Here is a 22,048-nt window from a genome sequence, read left to right as displayed (position 1 = left end):
GAATCACAATGAAAGGCATTATTCTGGCCGGTGGATCCGGCACGCGGCTGCATCCCATTACCCGTGGGATATCGAAACAGCTGTTGCCCATCTATGACAAGCCGATGATCTACTATCCCCTGTCGGTATTAATGCTGGCAGGCATTCGTGAAATTCTGATTATCACCACGCCGGATGATATGCCGCACTTTCAACGATTGTTGGGTAACGGCAGCGAATTCGGCATCCGGCTGGAGTATGCGGCCCAGCCCAGTCCGGATGGGCTGGCGCAGGCCTTTATCATTGGCGAAACATTTCTTAACGGCGAGCCGAGCTGCCTGGCGTTGGGCGATAACATCTGGTTCGGCCAGGGTTTCAGTCCCAAGCTGAAAAAGGTGGCGGCGCGCAGTCAGGGCGCTACGGTATTTGGCTATCAGGTTATGGATCCGGAGCGCTTTGGCGTCGTGGAATTTGATGATGATTTCCGGGCGATTTCACTGGAAGAGAAGCCGACCAAACCCAAATCTAACTGGGCGATCACCGGGCTCTACTTTTACGATAGCCAGGTCGTGGACTTCGCTCGTCAGGTTAAGCCTTCGGAGCGCGGCGAGCTGGAAATTACGTCGATTAACCAGCGCTATCTGGAGCAGGGCGAGCTAAGCGTGGAACTGTTGGGCCGCGGCTTTGCCTGGCTGGATACCGGTACGCATGACAGCCTGATTGAAGCCAGCACCTTTGTGCAAACGGTGGAGAAACGGCAGGGCTTTAAAATCGCCTGTCTGGAAGAGATCGCCTGGCGCAACGGCTGGCTGGACGATGATAGTCTGCGCCGTGCGGCTCAGGCTCTGCATAAAACCGGCTACGGCCAGTACCTGCTGGATATTTTACATGCGCGTCCACGCCAGTATTAAACCCCTCGACTGGGAAAATGCCTTCTTTCAGCGCAACGGCGCTCAGCTGGTCTGGGATGCCGCGGCTACGCTCGATCTGGCGCAGCTTGACGCATTTGATCTGGTGCAGGCAAAAGTCGATAGCCAACAAACAGCGCAGCTGGATACGCTGCAACAGCTGGGGTTTCGCCTGGTGGAAGGGGAAGCGGATCTACAACTGACGGTGGCTGCCGGTGAGCGGCAGTCCGGAATTCGTATTGCGCGTCCGGAGCATATCCCGGCGCTGCGTACCGCCGCTGGCGCCGCCTTCGCTTACAGCCGTTTCCGCGCGCCCTGGTATCAACCGCACGACAGTGCGCGCTTTTATGCGCAATGGATCGAAAACGCGGTGCGCGGCACTTTCGATAATCAGTGTCTGATTGCGCATGATGATCAGGGCAAGCTGCAGGGATTCGTTTCGCTGCGCGAGCTGGGCGCTGATGAGGCGCGTATCGGCCTGCTGGCCACGCTGCCGACGGCTCAGGGACAGGGCGTCGGCACGCGGCTGATGTTGGCGGCGCTTGACTGGTGCCGGGCGCGGCGGCGCAGCAGACTGCGCGTTGCGACGCAGCTTAGCAATCTGGCCGCAATGCGGCTCTATCTTCGTTGCGGTGCCACCCTTGAGAGCACCGCCTACTGGTTATACAGGTAACGTCATGATTCCATTTAATGCGCCACCGGTGGTGGGAACCGAAGTTGAATATATGCAATCCGCCATAGGCAGCGGCAAGCTGTGCGGCGACGGCGGCTTTACGCGTCGCTGCCAGCAGTGGATGGAGCAGCGTTTCGCCAGTAAAAAGGTTTTGCTGACGCCTTCCTGCACCGCGTCGCTGGAAATGGCCGCGCTGCTGATCAATATCCAGCCCGGTGATGAAGTGATCATGCCGAGCTACACTTTTGTTTCTACTGCCAATGCGTTTGTCCTGCGCGGCGCGAAAATTGTCTTTGTTGATGTGCATCCTGAGACGATGAATATTGATGAAACCCGTATTGAGGCGGCCATCACTGAAAAAACGCGCGCTATCGTGCCGGTGCACTATGCGGGCGTGGCCTGCGAAATGGACGCGATTATGGCGCTGGCGCAAAAGTATCAGCTGTATGTGATTGAAGATGCGGCGCAGGGCGTGATGTCCACATATAAAGGACGCGCGCTGGGCAGCATCGGCCATATTGGCTGTTTCAGCTTTCACGAAACGAAAAACTACACCGCAGGCGGTGAAGGCGGCGCCACGCTGATTAACGATAGCGCGTTGGTGGAGCGTGCGGAAATTATCCGCGAGAAAGGCACTAACCGCAGCCAGTTTTTCCGTGGTCAGGTAGATAAATATACCTGGCGCGATATTGGTTCTAGCTATCTGATGTCTGATTTGCAGGCGGCCTACCTCTGGGCGCAGCTGGAAGCGGCAACACGCATTAATCAGCAGCGGCTGTATCTTTGGCAGCGTTATTATGACGCCCTGAAGCCGGTTGCTGCCCGTGGCCGTATTGAACTGCCGGTCATCCCGTCGCACTGCGAACATAACGCGCATATGTTTTACATTAAACTGCGCGATGCGGACGATCGGGTGGCACTGATCAACTGGTTAAAAGAGGCCGAGATACTGGCGGTATTTCATTATATTCCGCTGCATAGCTCGCCGGCGGGAGCGCAGTTTGGCCGCTTTGCGGACGAAGATCGCTATACCACCATCGAAAGCGAACGCCTGCTGCGTCTGCCGCTGTTCTATAACTTGTCCGAGAACAATCAAAGCACCGTTATTAATTCTCTGCTGAGCTTCTTCTCCTGATATGTCACTTGCAAAAGCCTCGGTGTGGACGGCAGCGTCCACGCTGGTAAAAATTGCTGCCGGTTTGCTGGTGGTAAAGCTGCTTGCGGTTAGCTTTGGGCCGGAAGGCGTGGGCCAGGCGGGTAACTTCCGCCAGCTGATTACCGTGCTGGGCGTGCTGGCGGGAGCCGGTATTTTTAACGGCGTTACCAAATATGTTGCGCAGTACCAACAGCAGCCGCCGCAGCTGGCCGCCGTTACCGGCACCGCCGCCACCATGGTGCTCGGTTTCTCCACGCTGCTGGCGGTGGTTTTTTTGCTGGCCGCTGCGCCCATTAGTGAATTGCTGTTTGGCCACGATCGCTACCAACAGGTGATCCGCATCGTGGCCTTTTTACAGATGGGGATCGCCTGGGCCAACCTGGCGCTGGCGATCATGAAAGGGTTCCGCGATGCGATGGGTAATGCGCTTTCGCTGATGGCGGGCAGCGTGATTGGCGTGATCGGCTATGTTATCTGTTACTGGCTCGGCGGCTATAGCGGCGCGCTGGTCGGATTGGCGCTGGTGCCGGCGCTGATCGTGATTCCGGCTTTGCTGCTGCTGATAAAGCGCGATCATCTACCGCTGCGGGCGCTGGCGCCGCGCTGGCAAGGGGAGCTGGCGCGTCAACTGGCTAAGTTTACGTTGATGGCGCTGATCACCTCCGCCACGCTGCCCATCGCCTGGATGATGATGCGTAACCTGCTGGCGGCGCGCTATAGCTGGGAAGAGGTGGGGCTGTGGCAGGGCGTTACTACGATTTCCGATGCCTGGCTGCAGTTTATTACCGCTACTTTTAGCGTCTGGCTGCTGCCGACCCTCTCACGCCTGAATTCAAAGGTCGAGATCTCACGTGAAATTTTCCGTACGCTGCGCTTTGTGCTGCCGGCGGTGGCCGCCGTAGGCTTTTGTGTCTGGCTGCTGCGTGATGTGGCGATCTGGCTGCTGTTTTCCAGTCAGTTTGTCGGCATGCGCGATCTCTTTATCTGGCAGTTGGTTGGCGATGTGCTTAAGGTCGGAGCCTATGTTTTCGGCTATTTGGTAATTGCGAAAGCCTCGCTGCGTTTTTATATTGCCGCCGAGCTTAGCCAGTTTATATTGCTGACCGCATTTTCACGCTGGTTGATTCCGTCTTACGGCGCGATTGGCGCCGCTCAGGCGTATATGGCTACCTATATTGTCTATTTCGCGCTCTGTTTATGCGCCTTTTTGATTTATCGCCGAAGAGTATGACGACATTGATTCATGTACTGGGTTCGGATATTCCGCATCATAACCAGACTATCCTGCGCTTTTTTAATGATGTAATGGCGCAAGCGCAGCCGTGCCGCACGCCGCGCACGTTTATGGTCGTCAGCCAGGATGATGCGCTTGCCGCGGCCTGGCCGGCATTACAGGTGCACATTTTTGCCAGTAAAAAAGCGCTGGCGCAGGCGGTATTGCAGCGTGCGCGCGATCGACAAACCCGCTTTTTCCTGCACGGGCAGTTTAACCCCTGGCTGTGGCTGGCGTTACTCAACGGTGGTTTGCGCCGCAGGCAGGTTTACTGGCACGTCTGGGGCGCAGACCTGTATGAAGAGTCACGCAGCCTGAAATACCGTCTGTTTTATCAGCTGCGTCGTCTGGCGCAGGGACGGATAGCGCACCTGTTCGCTACCCGTGGCGATATCAGCCATTATCAACAGCGCCATCGGCACGTACCGGCTTCGTTACTCTATTTCCCTACGCGGATGCATCAAACGATGCCGGCCCGTCAGCGTCAGGATAAAACCTTTACGTTGCTGTTAGGGAATTCTGGCGATGCCAGCAACCGCCATATACCGGCGCTGCAGGCTATTCGCCAGCAGTTTGGCGAGCAGCTCAGGGTGATAGTACCGCTCGGTTATCCGCCAAATAACCAGGCCTATATCAGCCAGGTGAGCGCTGCGGCGAAGGCGCTATTTCCCCAGGGCCAGGTCGCGCTGCTCACCGATAAAATGGCGTTTGATGACTATCTGCAGCTGATCGCCGACTGCGATTTGGGCTATTTTGTTTTTGAACGACAGCAGGGCATCGGCACGCTTTGCCTGCTGATGCAGGCTAATGTACCGGTGGTATTGAACCGGAAAAATCCGTTCTGGCAGGATATGGTAGAGCAGCAGCTTCCCGTACTGTTTGATAATGATACGCTGAGCCCGGAAATTGTCGCTCAGGCTCGTCAGCAACTGTCCGGAATTGATAAAAGCAGTATCGCCTTCTTCGATCCGGCCTTTGTTGCCGGCTGGCAGCAGGCGCTAACGCTGGCAGAAGGAGAATCGCAATGAGTCTCGCGCAGTTTGGTGGCCTGTTGCTGGTCTGGCTGGTTTCGCTGGGCTTTATTCTGACCCTAACGTGGCGCGAGTTCCGTCGGGTGCGCTTTAACTTTAACGTCTTTTTTTCGCTATTGTTTTTGCTGACCTTTTATTTCGGTTTTCCCTTAACCAGCCTGCTGGTGTTCCGTTTTGATGTCGCGGTGGTGCCGCCAGCGTTTTTATTACAGGCGCTGCTGGCGGCCGGCAGCTTTTACGCCATCTATTATGTCAGTTACAAAACGCGTCTGCGGGCGCGGCGGGTCGATAGCGGACGCAGTCTGTTTAGCGTGAACCGGGTAGAGGCGCATTTGATTTGGGGCATTCTGGCGCTGCTGGCGCTGATTACCGTGGCGATCTTCTTTATGCGTAACGGTTTCCTGCTGTTCCGACTGCATGCCTACAGCGAGATATTCTCCAGCGAAGTCTCTGGCGTTGCGCTTAAACGCTTCTTCTATTTCTTTATTCCGGCAATGCTGGTGGTTTACTTCCTGAAACCGGGACGACGTGCCTGGCTGTTCTTTCTTGTCAGCACCGTTGCCTTTGGCCTGCTGACCTACGCCATTGTTGGCGGCACGCGCGCCAACATTATTATCGCTTTCGCCCTGTTTCTTTTTATCGGCATTATCCGCGGCTGGATCACGCTGTGGATGCTGGCTGCCGCCGGTGCGTTCGGTATTGTGGGAATGTTCTGGCTGGCGCTGCGGCGCTATAACCTTGACGTCAGCGGCGCAGAGGCGCTGTACACCTTTCTTTATCTGACGCGCGACACTTTCTCGCCGTGGGAGAACCTGGCGCTGCTGTTGCAGAACTATGACAATATCCATTTCCAGGGGCTGGCGCCGATTGTTCGCGATTTTTATGTCTATATTCCCGGCTGGCTGTGGCCGAATCGGCCTTCGCTGGTGCTGAATAGCGCCAACTATTTTACCTGGGAAGTGCTGAACAACCACTCGGGCCTGGCGATCTCACCGACGTTGCTGGGGTCGCTGGTGGTCATGGGCGGCGCGGCCTTTATCCCGGTCGGTGCGGTTGCGGTGGGCCTGATTATCAAATGGTTCGACTGGCTTTATGAGCGCGGTAAACAGCATTCGAATCGCTATAAGTCAGCTATCTTGCAGAGCTTCTGTTTCGGCGCGGTGTTCAACATCATTGTGCTGGCGCGCGAGGGGTTAGATGCCTTTGTCAGCCGAGTGGTTTTTTTCTGTTTGATTTTTGCCGCCTGCGTCATGATCGCTAAGCTACTGTTCTGGCTGCTGGATAGCGCTGGTTTGATTCGCCCGCATCGCCGCGCAGCCGTAATAACGGAAGCGCGCCCGGCGGCGGAAAGATGTGAGGATTATTAAGATGGATGTCACGCCGAAGGCGCCCCCATACCAGATTCGTGGCATCAGGCTACACGGTTTTTCCGGCATGGCTGAGTGCCTGGATTATCTCTGTCCAGGCGGCACCGCGCGTAGCGGCACCCTGGTGGCCATTAACGCAGAAAAAGTATTAGCCTATGAGGAAAACCCGGCGCTGCATCAGTTGATCGACGCAGCGGAAATCAAATACCCGGACGGTATCAGTATCGTACGCGCTATCCATAAAAAGTATCCGCAGGCGCAGGTGACGCGTATCGCCGGCGCTGATTTATGGGAAGCGTTAATGGCGCGCGCCGGTCAGCAGGGTATTCCAGTATTTCTGATCGGCGGCAAGCCGCAGGTGATGGAAGAGACGGTAGCGAAGCTACGCCAGCAGTGGCAGGTTAATATTGTTGGCGCGCAGCACGGCTATTTCAGCGCCGACGACAGTGAAGCGTTATTCCAGCGTGTCGCGCAGAGCGGGGCGCAGATCGTGACGGTGGCGATGGGGTCGCCAAAGCAGGAACTGCTGATGCAGGCGTGCCGGATGGTTTGGCCGCAGGCGCTCTATATGGGCGTTGGCGGCACCTATGATGTGTTCACCGGACACGTTAAGCGTGCGCCGGTTATCTGGCAACGGCTGGGGCTGGAGTGGCTTTACCGCCTGTTAAGCCAGCCGAGCCGCCTGCGCCGTCAGCTGCGGCTGATAAAATTCCTCGGTTATTACTACCGCGGTCAACTCTAAAGCCAGACTGTTTCAGGGCGGTAAACGGCTAAATGGCGGATTTTTATTCGCTTGCCGCCCTGAAGTGGCGTTTGTTTAGACGGAATGCACAAAGCGTAAGCAAACGCGTTTTTTTCTTAAAAAAGCACTGGACAGGTTGGGTGCAAATCCGTAGTATCCCCATCCGCAACGGCGCTACGCGCCCGTAGCTCAGCTGGATAGAGCGCTGCCCTCCGGAGGCAGAGGTCTCAGGTTCGAATCCTGTCGGGCGCGCCATTAATCGGGCGCAAGAGCTGCGGTGGTAACATTTACCGCGTTAGTAGTAAGAAGTAATGGTGGCTATAGCTCAGTTGGTAGAGCCCTGGATTGTGATTCCAGTTGTCGTGGGTTCGAGTCCCATTAGCCACCCCAACTTTTGCTGGAACATGCGAAGGTGGCGGAATTGGTAGACGCGCTAGCTTCAGGTGTTAGTGTCTTAACGGACGTGAGGGTTCAAGTCCCTCTCTTCGCACCAGGCAAAAGAAAGTAAGATAAGAGCATTATGTCGGCGAGTAGCGCAGCTTGGTAGCGCAACTGGTTTGGGACCAGTGGGTCGGAGGTTCGAATCCTCTCTCGCCGACCATCTTATTAACCTGCTTATGCAAGTTTTTTTGTATCTGATATTCTGCTTCTGCTTTATTTATCCTCACTGTCCCCGATAATGATGTTATGGGTCACGTTAAGGCTGCCTTAAAGGCCATGCTATCCACTTTCTGCACAAAGCGAAACCAACGTCAGATACCCTAAAAAAATCGTAACCTACCCTTTATCGCTTCCCACTATCTCTGCTTAACCAGCTATACCTTCCTGATGATTTTTAATTATAGCGTCGACAGCAAAGGAACCTGATTGTCTCTAAGTTATGGCACGTTATTCGCCCATGTGCGGATGTCGTTGTTTTTACCGCCTGTGTCTCTGGCTGGAGACATATAATTCTTTGATTTGATTGGCCTTACCTTTATGGCTGGTGGAGTGTCTCAAGATAGAGACGCTTATTTCTGAGCTGTCGTCAGCTAATAACAGATAACAAAAACAGTGGCGCAAAATAGCAATATTTTACTTTATTGTTCAAAGGGATAGAAAATTAAACGCAACATAAGCGCAGAGTGGCACAGCTTGTGCAATAATATCAGCGTAGATGCTCATTCCACCTCTTATGTTCGCTTCGGCTTCATAAACTCAGGAATGATGCAGAGCCAAATTAGGGTACCCGTTGTCCAGCCAGCCAATATCGTTCGCCTTATTGGATTTTAAGGGCACTACGTTGAGTCGGGTACCAATCCGGTTGTCTTACCGACCTGATTTTTACACCTGCCTGTTTTAGGCAGGTGTTTTTTTATCTGGCGCGGCGGGGAAAACGGTTTCACTATTGGCTGGATCAGCCCAGGCTGGCTCCATAAAAAAAGCCGGGAGATTATCCCGGCTTTTTTCCGCACTGTGCTTAGCGGTTATTTTTTAACGTCAGCAATAAACCTTCCCGGCGCATTTGCGCGGCCTCTTCCGGATGATGCAGCTTATCCAGCGTATCGGCCAGCCAGGCGTAATCAAACCCATCCGGACGCTGCTTCAGCGCTTCCCGGAACGCTTCGCTGGCCTGCTGCCATTCGCCATGTTTCATCAATAGCTGCCCTAACGTGCTGTACAGCAAAGGCGTCGCGCCGTGCTGCTTAATCTGCTGGCGCAGCGCTTTTTCCAGCTGTTCCGGATTGCCGGTTTTCAGGCGAGGCATCAGCAGGATTAAGCGCTCATCATAATGGCGCTTCAGTCCATCCAGCACGATCTGTTGGGCGGTATCATGATCGTCACAGGCGATTAAATGATCCGCCATCGCCACCTGCAGAGCCGTTTCATGGCGCGTTTTGCGACTCAGGCTCTGCCACCAGCGCTTCAGGCCTTCGCTGCCCTGTTCCGCCATCGCCTGACTCATCAGACCCAGCCAGGCTTGTTGACGCAGCGCTTTAATATGTTCTTCGTCCGCCACCTGCGTTTTTTCCATGGTCGGCAGAATATCGATCAGCGCGCTCCAGCCGCCGGTGCGAACATAAGCCTGCTCCGCCAAACGCAACACTTCCGGATGACGCGGCGCTACGTCCAGCAACCGATCGACGCCATGACGCGCGGCGTGATCTTCATTACGCGCCAGCTGAAGACGAACGCGGGTAATTTCCACTGGAATAGGATCGTTATGCGCCAGATCGGCGGCCCTTTCCAGATGCTGATTAGCGCGCATTTCATCGCCGCGCTGCTGTGCCGCTTCGGCCGCTAACAGATAATTGACCACCGGCTGTTCCGCATGATCGGCATTGCGCGACAGCAGTTTTTCCACCTGATGATAATCGCCTTCCGCCAGCTTAATCAGCGCTTCATGCGTCTGACGACGGGCGCGGTTGCGCTTGCGTCCCATGAACCAGCCGCGAGTTTTCGCGCCGGTACGAAACAGGCGGCGCAGCAGCCATTCCACGCCCAGAATCACCAGCAGCGCGATAATCAATATGATAGCCAGACCGGTGACGCTGGTTTCAATATTCCAGTTATCGGTCTGGATCAGCACATAGCCTTGATGGCCCGCAATCATGGGGCCAATGACCACGCCGGCGATCAGCAGGAGAAACAGAATAAAAACTTTAAGCATCGTTACTCTCCCTGCTGCGGCTGTGCTGCCGGCTCAGCGGGCTGCGCCAGCAGGTTACGCACTCGCGTTTGCATCAGCTTGTCCAGCAACGGTTGGCTTTCCAGCGATTCCGGAATATCCATAGAGACATTCTGCTGGCTCAAATCATCAAGCTGCGCCAGGAAAGATTTAGTACTGGCGTCGCTGGTATCAAACCAGGCGCGCACCCAAGTCGATACGGTATCCACCGACTGGCGATAGATTTCATCCTGATGACGCGGCACGGCCTGGGCGGCAATCAGCAGGCGCGAACGGATATTTTCCCGTAGGTAAACATCCTGATTCGGCGCTAAAAGCGGTTCTGCAGTATTATCGCGACGGCGGATGGTAATAAAATCATCCATAAACTTGTGCCAGCTTTTCACCAGGTTTTGCCGCCATTCGCGCAGCGAAGAGCTGAGCTCATTACTGTCGGCATCCATGGGCGCTTCGTCGCTGTCGTTATCCGCCAAACGCAGATTATCAACGCCGTTAGAAAGCTGGTTCAGCTTTAAAATAATGCCGTCGTAGTCTACCTGGCTTACCGCCGAAAGGTTACTGATATCCTGCGTAATCGCCCGACGCACCGGCACCAGGCTGGGATCGTTCATATCCGCCAGGCTGGCGTCCGCGCTTTTTAACAGTGCCGCTGCGGTGGTGACATCCTGATCGCTCCACAGCTTACGGCCTGCCAGCTTCACCAGATAATCCGCCTGCGCCAGTAGCCAGGTGCGTGAATCATTACCTGAAATGGTGGCTACTTTTTCCTTTAACTCATCCAATTGCTGGCTCAGGGCGGCCTGTTGGGCGTGCGCGGTCTGTAAGTCGCTGCTCTGTGCGCTTAACTGCTGTTTTAGCTGCGCTTTCTCGCGTTCGCTTTGCTGCGTTAGCGCAGAGAGCTGTTCGCTTAGCGTCTGGCTGACTTGCGCCTGCTGCTGCGCCTGATGACGCGCATTGACCCATAGCCCGGCGCCAATCGCCAGCGCAATCACAATCGCCAGCGCGCCCAGCGCGGTGCCGGTTTGGCCTGATTTACGCGTCGGCTTTTTGGCAGGCGGAGTCGTGGTTTCTACCGCAGGCGTAGTCTCTTCAACCATGGCGGAGGAATCTTTTTGTTCCGTCATTGTGGCACATCCCATTTTCAAGTTGTTTGTAACGCGCGCATCAGCGCGTCGTTATCAGCACCATCAGCTACCTTGATATCACTCCAGCCAAGTTCCTGGGCCAGGGTAGCCAAACGTTCGCTGACGACCAGTAGCCGACAGCCCAGCAGCCATTCCTCACGATCGATCGCGGGGAATAGCCGATGAAGTTGTTGCAGCATCTCGCCGCTGGTGACCACCAGCGTATCAATGCCGCGGTCGCGCCAGCGTTTTCCTTCACTGGGGCCGTGATAAAACTTTTCACAGCGCTGATAGCATTCCAGGAAGCGGACGTCGGCCCCGCGCTGCGCCAGCGTGGCACCAAGCAGTTCGCGGCCGCCGTTGCCACGGAGGATCAACGCTTTTTTTCCCTTTAGCCGTCGCAGCGTCGGCAATTGCAGCAGCGTCTCGCTGGTTTCACGCTCCGGCGGCCAGACAACGTTCTGCCCGCTGGCACGGTGCAACGCCAGCGCGGTGCTGCGTCCTATAGCATAATAGTCCAGCGAAGCGGGCCATGTTAGACCTGCCCGCTGCATACAGGGCTGCGCGTAATGCATAACATGCTGAGAAAGGACAAAAACCAGGTCGCCAGGCGACAGAGCCGCAAGCTGCTGGGGAAGCTGCGCCAGCTCGTGACCGGGGGAAAACTCAATTAATGGAAAGCCCCAGGCCGTATAACCCAGCGCACACAGGCGCGTCACCAGCTCATCGCCTGAAGGAGAAGGGCGGGTGACAAGGATGTTCATGCCGGTGGGTTCCCCTGATAAACTTCGCGCAAAATTTCTCGTGCGCCGTTTTGCAGCAGCTCATCCGCCAATGAAATGCCCAGCTGCTCCGCCTGACTGCGCGGGCCGCGACGTTCACCGCGAATCATCGCCGTACCGTCTGGCGAACCGACCAGGCCGCGCAGCCAGATATTATCGCCTTCAAGCACGGCATAGCTACCAATAGGCACCTGACAGCCGCCTTCCAGCCGCGTATTCATGGCGCGCTCCGCTTTGACCCGCGTGGCGGTATCGTCATCATTTAACGCCGCCAGCAGCATAATGGTCTGCTCATCATCAAGGCGACATTCGATGCCAACCGCGCCCTGGCCGACGGCAGGCAGCGAGACCTCGGCGGGAATGGCATAACGAATGCGATCCTCCAGGCCGAGGCGTTTCAGGCCGGCGGCAGCCAGAATAATGGCGTCATATTCACCAGCATCCAGTTTTGACAGCCGCGTACCGACATTGCCGCGCAGCGAGCGAATCGTCAGATCGGGCCGTAATTCAGCCAGCTGGCACTGACGCCGCAGGCTGGATGTGCCGATGATAGCGCCCTGCGGTAAATCATCCAGCGTGGCATATTGATTCGAGACGAAGGCATCCAGCGGGTCTTCACGCTCGCAAATAGTGACCAGGCCCAAACCTTGCGGGAATTCTACCGGCACATCTTTCATGGAGTGCACCGCGATATCGGCACGGTTTTCAAGCATCGCCAGCTCAAGCTCTTTGACGAATAGCCCCTTGCCGCCCACTTTTGCCAGCGGCGTATCGAGAATAATGTCGCCGCGCGTGACCATCGGCACCAGCTCTACCCGCAACCCCGGGTGAGAGGCCATCAGACGCTGCTGAACATATTGTGCCTGCCATAACGCCAGCGGACTTTGTCTGGTGGCAATTCTTAAAATTTTATCTAACATGCTTGATACCGTTTTGATCGTTCACTGATTATCCTATCATTGATACAGGAAGGCTGTCAGTTTCCACGATTTTTAGACGAATAAAGGAAAGCGTAAAAGGGACAGGACAGATCGATCGGTGGATAAAGCGTGCTAAACTGTTAAGTAGCGCAACTTTCTTTACGGTCAATCTGCCAGGTGTTAGATTGATCACGTTTCCAGCAATAATCTACCCGAAAATTTTTTTAATGAAGCGGTAGGTCAGGGAAACAGGGTTATTTATAAGCACTGGGACAATCAGGCGAGACGTCTTGTACCTCTACATTGAGACACTGAAACAGAGACTGGATGCCATCAACCAACTGCGCGTCGATCGCGCGCTGGCTGCGATGGGCCCTGCTTTTCAGCAGGTATACGGTCTGCTGCCAACCTTATTACATCATCATCATCCTTTGATGCCGGGCTACCTTGAAGGTAACGTTCCCTACGGCATCAGCTTCTACACGTCTGATGAAAGCCAACTGCACTACCTGCAGGATATCGAGCGTAAATCGCAGCAGTCGGTCGCCATACCGCCTAAAGGAGAGATGCCGATCACCGGCCTCTATTCTATGGGCAGTACCTCCTCCGTAGGGCAGAACAGCACCTCCGACCTGGATATTTGGGTTTGCCATCAATCATGGCTGGACAGCGAAGAACGTCTGGCGCTGCAGAAAAAATGCCAGCTGTTGCAGAAGTGGTGCGCGGCGATGGGCGTTGAGGTCAGTTTCTTCCTGATCGACGAGAATCGCTTCCGTCACAATGAAAGCGGCAGCCTGGGCGGCGAAGATTGTGGATCAACGCAGCATATCTTACTGCTGGATGAGTTTTACCGTACCGCCGTGCGTATGGCGGGCAAGCGCATCCTGTGGAATATGGTGCCGGGTGAAGAAGAAGAGCATTACGACGACTATGTGATGTCGCTCTATGCGCAAGGGGTACTGACGCCGAATGAATGGCTCGATCTGGGCGGGCTGAGTACGCTTTCCGCCGAAGAGTATTTTGGCGCCAGCCTGTGGCAGCTTTATAAAAGCATAGATTCACCCTATAAAGCGGTATTGAAAACCCTACTGCTGGAAGCCTATTCCTGGGAGTATCCGCAAACGCGCCTGCTGGCGATGGATATTAAACAGCGCCTGCACGATGGTGAAATCGTGTCGTTCGGTCTTGATCCTTACTGCATGATGCTGGAACGCGTCACGCACTACCTGACCAGTATCGACGATCACGCCCGGCTCGATCTGGTTCGTCGCTGTTTTTACCTGAAGGTGTGTGAAAAGCTGTCGCAGGATGGCAACGCGCATCGTTCCGGCTGGCGACGTGAGATTCTGGCGCAGCTGGTTAGCGAATGGGGCTGGGACGAGGCGCGTCTTGCGATACTCGACAGCCGTGCCGACTGGAAAATCGAGCGCGTGCGCGAAGCGCATAATGAATTACTGGACGCGATGATGCAGAGCTATCGCAACCTGATTCGTTTTGCGCGCCGTAACAACTTAAGCGTCAGCGCCAGCCCGCAGGATATTGGCGTGCTGACGCGTAAGCTGTATGCCGCCTTTGAAGCGCTGCCGGGCAAGGTGACGCTGGTTAACCCGCAGATTTCACCCGATCTCTCGGAAACGCATTTAACCTTTATTCATGTTCCCGCAGGGCGCGCGAACCGGTCTGGCTGGTATCTGTATAACCAGGCGCCGGATATGGACTCAATTATCAGCCATCAGCCGCTGGAATATAACCGTTACCTGAATAAGCTGGTGGCCTGGGCCTGGTTTAACGGCCTGCTAACCGAAAGAACCCGCCTGCATATTAAAGGCAATGAGACATGCGACCTGGCGCGTTTGCAGGAGCTGGTAGCGGATGTTTCGCATCATTTTCCGCTGCGGCTGCCGGCCCCTACGGCAAAAGCGCTCTACAGCCCATGTGAAATTCGTCATCTGGCGCTGATCGTTAATCTGGAGTATGACCCGACTGCCGCTTTCCGTAACCAGGTGGTGCACTTTGATTTCCGCAAGCTGGACGTATTCAGCTTTGGGCAACAGCAGCAGTGCCTGATCGGCAGCATTGATCTCCTGTATCGCAACTCATGGAATGAAGTACGTACGCTGCACTTCAGCGGCGAGCAGGCGATGCTGGACGCGTTAAAAACTATTCTTGGCAAGATGCATCAGGATGCATCGCCACCCGATGCGGTGGAAGTGTTCTGTTATAGCCAGCATCTGCGCGGCCTGATACGGACGCGCGTACAGCAGCTGGTTTCGGAATGTATTGAGCTGCGTCTTTCCAGTACGCGCCAGGATCCGGGTCGGTTTAAGGCGCTGCGCGTGGCCGGGCAAACCTGGGGGCTGTTCTTTGAACGTCTGGGCGTTTCGGTACAGAAGCTGGAAAACGCGGTGGAGTTTTACGGCGCTATCTCTAATAACAAGCTGCACGGCCTGTCGATTAAAGTCGAGACTGAGCAGGTACAGTTGCCGCCGGTGGTCAATGGCTATGCCAGCGAAGGGATCATTCAGTTCTTTTTTGAGGACACCAATAACGACAGCGGCTTCAATATCTATATTCTGGATGAAGCGAACCGCATCGAGGTGTATCACCACTGTGAAGGCAGTAAAGAGGAGCTGGTGCGCGACGTAAGCCGCTTCTACTCCTCTTCGCACGATCGCTTCACCTACGGCTCCAGCTTCGTTAATTTCAATCTGCCGCAATTTTATCAAATTGTCAGCGTAGATAATCGCACCCAGGTCATTCCCTTTCGCAGTCAGACTCTGACCCAGCTGTGCGCTAACCAGCCGGACAGCAACGACTATCCGCAGCGTTTCCAGGTTTACTAAGCCAGTAGTATCACGCCGTTCCGGTTACTCAGGCTACTGGCGATCGCCAGACGATACTGTGATCCCTGATTACCCTCTTTCCCCGGCACGTTTTCGAGACAGGTCTTAAGTGCGCGGCTACGCTTCTCCCTTATTTTGCTCATAGCGAACAGATTGTTTTTTCGCCAGTATCTTCTTGTTAACTATGCGGGGACGGCGATCGCATTTGAAAACTGGCAGACAATGCCCTTTTTTAGCTGGTACACCGACAGCGGCTTCAGCGCAGAGGATTTGGTTTCCGATCTGTTGGGCTTTTATAAAGCTGTGCGGCCGCAAAATTACTGGCCGTGGCTGAAAATTGTCAGTAAAGAGGCGGCGCTCCGGCGCTGGGATTACTATGGCGCGCTGGGCAGTTTTAAAAACCGAGGATTTAACCCGCTGCTGTTCCCGGATCCCGCTGATACACGCATTCCTCATATTCCTTATAAAGGCAGGCTGCCGAATTTTATGATGTCGATTAGGCCGTTTACCCAGTTTGATTCTGATATCGTTCGTCGTATCGATGCCGGAGCGCAGGTCACCGTCGGATGGGACGTTAAGAAAAAATGAAATGTCTAACGCGCACGCTAGGGCTAACGGTGGTGATGGCTATCGCCTTGGTTTTAGCTGATTGTAAAATGATGAGCGTAGCAGACAAGAGTCCTGGTTTTAAACAGAGCGACTGGTGGCTTTATTATTCTTTCGTTGATGAAGATATCAAAAATGCGCCGCGTATTTCGGATGATTATTACTTTCTCTTTGGAATGATGGACGGCCCCTCGCCAGAAATGAGCAGGATTGTTTTTAATGGTGCAACGGATACCGCTGCGTTAGAAAACTATCTGGTGGCTTTAGGATATCACTATGTCCCTGACGATGAGGGGGGCGGGCACTGGGAAAGAGAAGGCCAGCGGAAAACGGAATTTTCTTTAGAGCAAAATAAAGAGCTGCAGACCATCTGCTTAACCAAATACAGCTTCTAAAACAAAGCCCCGACGGGGCCTTGTGATGCAAACCATCCAGCATTCAGGCAGGTAATCAACGCAGCGTAATCCGCTCGCCCGACTGTGCGCTACAGGCTTCGGACAGCAGCTGCCAGAACTCTGCGCCGCTGCGGTTGCAAATCCAGCTGCCGTTTTGATAATCGAAATGGTAGCCGCCACCTTTGGTTGCCAGCCACACCTGATGCAGCGGCTCCTGTTTATTGATAATAATTTTGCTGCCGTTCTCAAAAGTGAGCGTCATAATTCCGGCACGGAGTTCATAATCGATATCGCTGTCGCTCTCGTATGCGTCAAGCTGCCCGGTGTCACGCTGCATATCGTCTGGAAAGGGCCGGGAAATCCGCTCTATCTTCCCGTTTTCGAGACAGGTCTTAAGTGTGTGGCTGCGCTTCTCCCTTATTTTGCTCATAGCGAAAAGATTGTTTTTTCGCCAGTACCTTCTTGTTTACCGTGCAGGGATGGCTATGAGCAAACGTAAAGATGTGATTGATCCGTGGGCACCAGGGGAAAAAGATACCGGGTTGGTTTATTCAGAGGTTTTAGGCTGGATAGATTTAGGGCATGCACGTGGGAGCGATATAACAGATTGCCTTGGGCAAATGGAGAGGGGCGAGGCCAGCGGGCAGCCCTATTATCTGGTTGAGTATCGGCAAACGATGTCGTTAGAATCGTTTAGTACTGGCCGCTGTTCGCGCTGGAATATCAAACGCGGGCGAACGCTTGGCGAAAGGCACAGCATTACGCTGGCGCTGATGATGGAAACGGCGATAGCATTTGAAAACTGGCAGACGATGCCGTTTTTTAGCTGGTACACCGACAGCGGCTTTAGCGCAGAAGATTTGGTTTCCGATCTGTTGGGCTTTTATAAAGCTGTGCGGCCGCAAAATTACTGGCCGTGGCTAAAAATTGTCAGTAAAGAGGCGGCGCTCCGGCGCTGGGATTACTATGGCGCGCTGGGCAGTTTTAAAAACCGAGGATTTAACCCGCTGCTGTTCCCGGATCCCGCTGATACACGCATTCCTCATATTCCTTATAAAGGCAGGCTGCCGAATTTTATGATGTCGATTAGGCCGTTTACCCAGTTTGATTCTGATATCGTTCGTCGTATCGATGCCGGAGCGCAGGTCACCGTCGGATGGGACGTTAAGAAAAAATGAAATGGCTTAAGTGGGCGCTGATGCTACTGCTGGCGGTGCTGGTAATTAACGTTGTCGACTTTTTTTACATCAATACCAGCCTGATAAATAAGGCAGAGCGGAATCCCGGCTTCAAACAGAGCGAGCGGAGGCTTTATCGCCTTTTCGTCGATGAAGATATTAAAAATGTGCCGCGTATTACGGATGATTATTACTTTCGCTTTCGCCGGATGGACGGCCCTTCTGCTGAAATCAGCGGGATTGTCTTTAAGGGCGCAACGGAAACGGCGGCATTAGAAAAGTATCTGACGGCTTTGGGATACCGGCACGTCTCTGATGATGAGTTTGGTCAACGCTGGGAAAAGGGCGACCGTCCCAATCCCAATATTTATATATGGCGCAACACCGCGAGCAAGGAGATCTCGTTGACCAAATACTCACTGTAAAACAAAGCCCGCCGGGGCTTTGTCATTTAAACCGTCCAGAATTCAGTCAGTTAGCGCAAAGCAACCTGCTCGCCCGACTGTGCGCTACAGGCTTCGGACAGCAGCTGCCAGAACTCTGCGCCGCTGCGGTTGCAAATCCAGCTGCCGTTTTGATAATCGAAATGGTAGCCGCCGCCTTTGGTTGCCAGCCACACCTGATGCAGCGGCTCCTGTTTATTGATAATAATTTTGCTGCCGTTCTCAAAAGTGAGCGTCATAATTCCGGCATGGAGTTCATAATCGATATCGCTGTCGCCCTCGTAAGCGTCAAGCTGCTCTTCCAGCGTTAACATCAGGTCATCGACTAGCTGGTGAAATTCACTGTCTTGCATCGTTGTTTCCTTTACGTTTTGGTCGAGTATAACGCGCCGGGGGCCGGTGCAACATCGTCTGATAAGAGTGAGATGCAGCACATCACGTCACCTTTTCCTGTTGCTTTTCCGAAGTCAGCTGCGATGATAAGCAACCAGGAATACGCATCAATCATAAGCAGGAATACCATGAAGAAAATCCTTTGTCGGCTGGCAATGGCGCTGGCGTTAACCAGCCTGGCCGGCTGCGGACTGAAAGGGCCGCTCTATTTTCCGCCGCAGGATAAGCCGAAACAGAGTTCACCGCAGACCTCTACAGAGCAGCCTACATCTTCTTCAACGGCGACCCAGCCGGATGGCCAACAGGATAATAACCTGACCAGCCCGGATGCGGATATGCAAGCGACGCAGTAATCATGATGGCCCAGCCGGCGGAGCAGAAAATGCAGTTCTCGAAAATGCACGGTCTTGGTAATGACTTTATGGTCGTTGACGCCGTCACGCAAAATGTCTATTTCTCGCCGGAGCTGATCCGCCGCCTTGCGGATCGTCATCTGGGCGTAGGCTTCGATCAGTTACTGATCGTAGAGCCGCCGTACGATCCCGACCTCGATTTTCATTACCGTATTTTTAACGCCGACGGCAGCGAAGTAGCGCAGTGCGGCAACGGTGCGCGCTGCTTCGCTCGTTTTGTACGCCTGAAGGGGCTGACCAATAAAAGCGATATTCGGGTCAGCACCCAAACCGGACGGATGGTGCTGAGCGTCACCAGCGACGAGCAGGTACGCGTGAACATGGGCGAGCCCAACTTTGAACCGCAGCAGGTGCCGTTTCGCGCTAATAAGGCGGAAAATCTCTATCTGCTGCGCGTCGCTGAGCAAACGCTGATGTTTGGTGTGGTCTCGATGGGCAATCCGCACTGCGTCATTCAGGTCGCGAACGTCAAAACGGCGGCGGTAGAAACCCTGGGGCCGGTGCTGGAAAGCCATGAACGCTTCCCGGAGCGGGTAAACGTCGGCTTTATGGAAGTGGTGAACCCGGACCATATTCGTCTGCGTGTTTATGAGCGTGGCGCGGGAGAGACGCAGGCCTGCGGCAGCGGAGCCTGTGCGGCGGTCGCCAGCGGCATACAACAGGGATTACTGGCGGAAAAAGTGCGCGTCGATCTGCCTGGCGGCACGCTGCATATCGCCTGGAAAGGGCCGGGAAATCCGCTCTATATGACCGGACCGGCCACGCATGTTTACGATGGGTTTATTCATTTATGAAAAATGTCGAAGAGACAGCCTCCGCGCTGATGCTAAACGACGAAGCCGTAGGCGACTACCTGCGACAAAATCCAGATTTTTTTATTCGCAACGCGCGCCAGGTTGAACAAATGGCCGTGCCGCATCCGGTACGCGGCACGGTATCGCTGGTAGAGTGGCATATGGCGCGCCAGCGTAATCATATTCAGCAGCTGGAAGAAGAAATTACTCAGCTGATGGAACAGGCTTCCGCCAACCATCAGCTGTTTGATCGCTTGTTAAACCTGCAAAGCCATCTGGCCTCGGCGCCTTCGTTACAGGATATGCTGAACCGTCTGCAACGCTGGGCGCGTGATTTGGGCCTGGCCGGCGCCGATATCCGGCTGTTCAGCGATCGCTGGCAGCTGGGCGCGCCGTCGAGCTTTACCCAGCTGGCGTTATCGCGCCAGGCGTTTGAACCGGTACGCATTCAGCTACTGGGCAAAGAGCAGCATTATCTGGGCAGTCTGAACGGACCGGAGCTGCTATTGCTGCTGCCGCAGGCGCGTTCGGTCGGTTCGGTGTCGATGTCGCTGTTCGGCGAACGCGGCGACCTGGGCGTGCTGATCTTTAGCAGCCGCGATATGCATCATTATCAACCCGGTCAGGGCACGCTATTGCTGCATTATCTGGCGCTGATGCTGCCGGAGCTGCTAAACCGCTGGGTGGCGCGCGCATGAGTGAAATCGTGCCGCTGCAGGTTGCCGTTGCGGGCTTTCTGCGTTATCTGCAGGTAGAACGTCAGCTCAGCCCGCTAACGCATGAAAATTATGCGCGCCAGCTTGCCGTGCTGGCGGAACACGCCAGCGAAATGAACATCACCGACTGGACGCAGCTGGAGCCAGCGCATGTGCGATCGCTGGCGGCCAAAGGGCGTCGTGCCGGTTTACAGCCGGCAAGCCTGGCGCTGCGGATCTCCGCGCTGCGCAGTTTTTTAGACTGGCTGGTCAGTCAGGGCGTGCTGCGGGCCAATCCGGCTAAAGGCATCGCCACGCCGCGCGCGCCGCGCCATCTGCCGAAAAATATTGATGTCGATGAGGTTAATCAGCTGCTGAGCATTGACCTCAACGACCCGCTGGCGGTGCGCGATCGCGCCATGATGGAAGCGATGTACGGCGCGGGGCTGCGTCTTTCCGAACTGGTCGGCATCGATCTGCGCCATCTTGATCTGGACGCGGGCGAAGTGTGGGTTACCGGTAAAGGCAGCAAAGAGCGACGCCTGCCGATTGGCCGCACGGCGGTTGAGTGGATCGAAAAGTGGCTGACGCTGCGTGAAGGCTTCGCGCCGAATAGCGAGGCGTTGTTCATATCGAAGGAAGGCAAGCGCATCTCGGTACGCAACGTGCAGAAACGTTTTGCCGAGTGGGGCGTGAAGCAGGGCGTCAGTAGCCACGTTCATCCGCATAAGCTGCGCCACTCTTTCGCCACGCATATGCTGGAGTCCAGCGGCGATCTTCGCGCGGTGCAGGAGCTGCTGGGCCATGCCAGCCTCTCCACGACGCAAATCTATACCCATCTCGACTTCCAGCACCTGGCGTCGGTGTATGATGAGGCGCATCCGCGCGCCAAACGAGGAAAATCCTGATGCATTTTTACCGTCGACTACAGCCGATCAAAGCGATCACCTTCGATCTGGATGACACGCTGTATGACAACCATCCAGTAATCCTGAAAACTACCGCGGAATCACACCGTTTTTTACAGTCCTGGCATCCCGACCTGCATGATTTTTCAGTGGAGGCTTATCAGCAGCTGCGCGACCAGCTGTTGACGCAGGAACCCGATATTTATCATGACGTGACGGAATGGCGGCGTCGCACCGTGGAACTGGCGATGCTGAACATCGGCCTGACGCCTGCCGAGGCGCAAGAAGGTGCGAATAAGGTAATGGCGGTGTTTGCTCACTGGCGCAGCCAGGTTGACGTGCCGCCGGAAACGCATGTGGCGCTGGCGGCACTGGCCGAGAAGGTTCCACTGGTGGCGATCACTAACGGCAACGCCGAGCCGCATCTGTTCGGTCTCGATCGTTATTTTCAGTTTGTGTTACGGGCCGGTCCGCACGGAAGGGCGAAACCGTATCAGGATATGTATCACCTGGCGGCGCAGCGGTTAAATCTCGCGCCGGAAAATATCCTGCACGTTGGCGACGATCTCACCACCGACGTGGCTGGCGCAGTGCGCTGCGGTATGCAGGCCTGCTGGATCAATCTGCGAGAAGGCAATCTGATGCAGATTGCCGATGCGCGGCTATTACCGCATGTAGAAATTACGCAGTTGGCATCGCTGACTGCGCTGATATAATCTTCTGTACAAATAACCAGTGACTTTGCTGGCGCGTTTTT

At 54.9% G+C, this 22,048-nt stretch carries 23 protein-coding genes, 4 tRNA genes and 1 pseudogene; 21 read left to right on the top strand and 7 right to left on the bottom strand.

Annotation, left to right across the window (positions count from 1 at the left end; translation table 11 throughout):
• Positions 1-8: 8 nt before the first annotated feature.
• The 11 genes from rfbA (at position 9) to K6958_RS19185 (ending at position 7,730) form a co-directional block, all read left to right on the top strand.
• Complete coding sequence (rfbA, locus tag K6958_RS19235; protein WP_249892590.1) at positions 9-890, top strand: glucose-1-phosphate thymidylyltransferase RfbA; 882 nt, start codon at positions 9-11, stop codon at positions 888-890.
• Positions 868-1,560, top strand: coding sequence for a dTDP-4-amino-4,6-dideoxy-D-galactose acyltransferase (gene rffC / locus K6958_RS19230; RefSeq protein ID WP_249892589.1), 693 nt, complete (start codon positions 868-870; stop codon positions 1,558-1,560). Before rfbA ends, rffC begins: the two co-directional genes overlap by 23 nt.
• 4 nt (positions 1,561-1,564) lie before the next feature.
• Entirely contained in the window at positions 1,565-2,695 is a 1,131-nt protein-coding gene (rffA, locus tag K6958_RS19225) for a dTDP-4-amino-4,6-dideoxygalactose transaminase (protein ID WP_249892588.1), read from the top strand.
• Position 2,696: 1 nt separating this feature from the next.
• Complete coding sequence (gene wzxE, locus K6958_RS19220; protein WP_249892587.1) at positions 2,697-3,947, top strand: lipid III flippase WzxE; 1,251 nt, start codon at positions 2,697-2,699, stop codon at positions 3,945-3,947.
• Positions 3,944-5,017, top strand: coding sequence for a TDP-N-acetylfucosamine:lipid II N-acetylfucosaminyltransferase (gene wecF / locus K6958_RS19215; RefSeq protein WP_249892586.1), 1,074 nt, complete (start codon positions 3,944-3,946; stop codon positions 5,015-5,017). Before wzxE ends, wecF begins: the two co-directional genes overlap by 4 nt.
• The gene (wzyE, locus tag K6958_RS19210) at positions 5,014-6,387 is read left to right on the top strand and encodes an ECA oligosaccharide polymerase (protein ID WP_249892585.1); all 1,374 of its coding nucleotides are present in this window, start codon (positions 5,014-5,016) and stop codon (positions 6,385-6,387) included. The genes wecF and wzyE overlap by 4 nt, the downstream gene beginning before the upstream one ends.
• Before the next feature lies 1 nt (position 6,388).
• Positions 6,389-7,129, top strand: a complete 741-nt coding sequence (gene wecG / locus K6958_RS19205) for a lipopolysaccharide N-acetylmannosaminouronosyltransferase (protein ID WP_249892584.1) — start codon at positions 6,389-6,391, stop codon at positions 7,127-7,129.
• Between the two features lie 178 nt (positions 7,130-7,307).
• Positions 7,308-7,384 (top strand) — tRNA-Arg (locus tag K6958_RS19200).
• A gap of 59 nt (positions 7,385-7,443) precedes the next feature.
• Positions 7,444-7,519 (top strand) — tRNA-His (locus tag K6958_RS19195).
• 16 nt (positions 7,520-7,535) lie between these two features.
• A tRNA-Leu gene (locus tag K6958_RS19190) sits at positions 7,536-7,622 on the top strand.
• A gap of 31 nt (positions 7,623-7,653) precedes the next feature.
• A tRNA-Pro gene (locus K6958_RS19185) sits at positions 7,654-7,730 on the top strand.
• An 858-nt stretch (positions 7,731-8,588) separates the two neighbouring features.
• On the opposite strand, the gene hemY is transcribed toward K6958_RS19185, so the two are convergent.
• Genes hemY through hemC form a run of 4 tightly spaced genes read right to left on the bottom strand, consistent with a single transcriptional unit; the run spans position 8,589 to position 12,623 of the window.
• Entirely contained in the window at positions 8,589-9,779 is a 1,191-nt protein-coding gene (gene hemY, locus K6958_RS19180; protein ID WP_249892583.1) for a protoheme IX biogenesis protein HemY, read from the bottom strand.
• 2 nt (positions 9,780-9,781) lie between these two features.
• Positions 9,782-10,921, bottom strand: a complete 1,140-nt coding sequence (gene hemX / locus K6958_RS19175; RefSeq protein WP_249892582.1) for a uroporphyrinogen-III C-methyltransferase — start codon at positions 10,919-10,921, stop codon at positions 9,782-9,784.
• Between the two features lie 17 nt (positions 10,922-10,938).
• On the bottom strand, positions 10,939-11,685 hold the full coding sequence (hemD, locus tag K6958_RS19170; RefSeq protein WP_249892581.1) for a uroporphyrinogen-III synthase: 747 nt from the start codon (positions 11,683-11,685) through the stop codon (positions 10,939-10,941).
• On the bottom strand, positions 11,682-12,623 hold the full coding sequence (hemC, locus tag K6958_RS19165) for a hydroxymethylbilane synthase (protein ID WP_249892580.1): 942 nt from the start codon (positions 12,621-12,623) through the stop codon (positions 11,682-11,684). Before hemC ends, hemD begins: the two co-directional genes overlap by 4 nt.
• A 290-nt stretch (positions 12,624-12,913) precedes the next feature.
• Here hemC and K6958_RS19160 point away from each other — a divergent pair, with 290 nt between their 5' ends.
• Positions 12,914-15,466, top strand: a complete 2,553-nt coding sequence (locus K6958_RS19160; RefSeq protein ID WP_249892579.1) for a class I adenylate cyclase — start codon at positions 12,914-12,916, stop codon at positions 15,464-15,466.
• Here the strand turns inward: K6958_RS19160 and K6958_RS19155 are convergent.
• A complete protein-coding gene (locus K6958_RS19155) occupies positions 15,463-15,609 on the bottom strand; it encodes a hypothetical protein (RefSeq protein ID WP_249892578.1) in 147 nt (48 codons plus the stop codon). The two genes, K6958_RS19160 and K6958_RS19155, sit on opposite strands and share 4 nt — an antisense overlap.
• 49 nt (positions 15,610-15,658) lie before the next feature.
• On the opposite strand from K6958_RS19155, the pseudogene K6958_RS19150 reads away from it, so the two are divergent.
• Together K6958_RS19150 and K6958_RS19145 are read left to right on the top strand one after the other, a co-directional pair.
• Positions 15,659-16,054 (top strand): annotated as a pseudogene (locus tag K6958_RS19150) (hypothetical protein); the annotation flags it as partial.
• Positions 16,055-16,089: 35 nt separating this feature from the next.
• Positions 16,090-16,467 (top strand): hypothetical protein, encoded by a 378-nt coding sequence (locus K6958_RS19145; protein WP_249892577.1) that lies wholly within the window; start codon positions 16,090-16,092, stop codon positions 16,465-16,467.
• Positions 16,468-16,522: 55 nt separating this feature from the next.
• Here the strand turns inward: K6958_RS19145 and cyaY (K6958_RS19140) are convergent, their stop codons facing one another.
• Positions 16,523-16,804, bottom strand: coding sequence for an iron donor protein CyaY (cyaY, locus tag K6958_RS19140; protein WP_249892576.1), 282 nt, complete (start codon positions 16,802-16,804; stop codon positions 16,523-16,525).
• Between the two features lie 148 nt (positions 16,805-16,952).
• Here cyaY (K6958_RS19140) and K6958_RS19135 point away from each other — a divergent pair, with 148 nt between their 5' ends.
• Both K6958_RS19135 and K6958_RS19130 read left to right on the top strand, forming a co-directional pair.
• Positions 16,953-17,645 carry a hypothetical protein gene (locus K6958_RS19135; protein WP_249892575.1) on the top strand — a complete coding sequence of 231 codons (693 nt, stop codon included), beginning with the start codon at positions 16,953-16,955 and terminating at the stop codon, positions 17,643-17,645.
• 20 nt (positions 17,646-17,665) lie between these two features.
• The gene (locus tag K6958_RS19130) at positions 17,666-18,070 is read left to right on the top strand and encodes a hypothetical protein (RefSeq protein ID WP_249892574.1); all 405 of its coding nucleotides are present in this window, start codon (positions 17,666-17,668) and stop codon (positions 18,068-18,070) included.
• 50 nt (positions 18,071-18,120) lie between these two features.
• Here the strand turns inward: K6958_RS19130 and cyaY (K6958_RS19125) are convergent, their stop codons facing one another.
• The gene (gene cyaY / locus K6958_RS19125; RefSeq protein ID WP_249892573.1) at positions 18,121-18,441 is read right to left on the bottom strand and encodes an iron donor protein CyaY; all 321 of its coding nucleotides are present in this window, start codon (positions 18,439-18,441) and stop codon (positions 18,121-18,123) included.
• Positions 18,442-18,609: 168 nt separating this feature from the next.
• Between cyaY (K6958_RS19125) and lptM the strand changes: the two genes are divergently transcribed.
• The 5 genes from lptM to yigB are packed head-to-tail and all read left to right on the top strand — an operon-like array spanning position 18,610 to position 22,007.
• Positions 18,610-18,834, top strand: coding sequence for an LPS translocon maturation chaperone LptM (lptM, locus tag K6958_RS19120; RefSeq protein WP_249892572.1), 225 nt, complete (start codon positions 18,610-18,612; stop codon positions 18,832-18,834).
• A 29-nt stretch (positions 18,835-18,863) separates the two neighbouring features.
• Positions 18,864-19,688: a diaminopimelate epimerase gene (gene dapF / locus K6958_RS19115; protein WP_249894739.1), complete on the top strand. Its 825-nt coding sequence runs from the start codon at positions 18,864-18,866 to the stop codon at positions 19,686-19,688.
• Positions 19,685-20,386 (top strand): DUF484 domain-containing protein, encoded by a 702-nt coding sequence (locus K6958_RS19110; RefSeq protein ID WP_249892571.1) that lies wholly within the window; start codon positions 19,685-19,687, stop codon positions 20,384-20,386. Before dapF ends, K6958_RS19110 begins: the two co-directional genes overlap by 4 nt.
• A complete protein-coding gene (gene xerC / locus K6958_RS19105) occupies positions 20,383-21,291 on the top strand; it encodes a tyrosine recombinase XerC (protein ID WP_249892570.1) in 909 nt (302 codons plus the stop codon). Before K6958_RS19110 ends, xerC begins: the two co-directional genes overlap by 4 nt.
• Positions 21,291-22,007: a 5-amino-6-(5-phospho-D-ribitylamino)uracil phosphatase YigB gene (yigB, locus tag K6958_RS19100; RefSeq protein WP_249892569.1), complete on the top strand. Its 717-nt coding sequence runs from the start codon at positions 21,291-21,293 to the stop codon at positions 22,005-22,007. Before xerC ends, yigB begins: the two co-directional genes overlap by 1 nt.
• The last annotated feature ends 41 nt before the right edge of the window (positions 22,008-22,048 follow it).

The organism is Mixta hanseatica (genome assembly GCF_023517775.1).
Classification (GTDB): domain Bacteria; phylum Pseudomonadota; class Gammaproteobacteria; order Enterobacterales; family Enterobacteriaceae; genus Mixta; species Mixta hanseatica.
The sequence above is the reverse complement of the archived record's forward strand: the minus strand, read 5'-3'. Positions and strand labels throughout refer to the sequence as shown.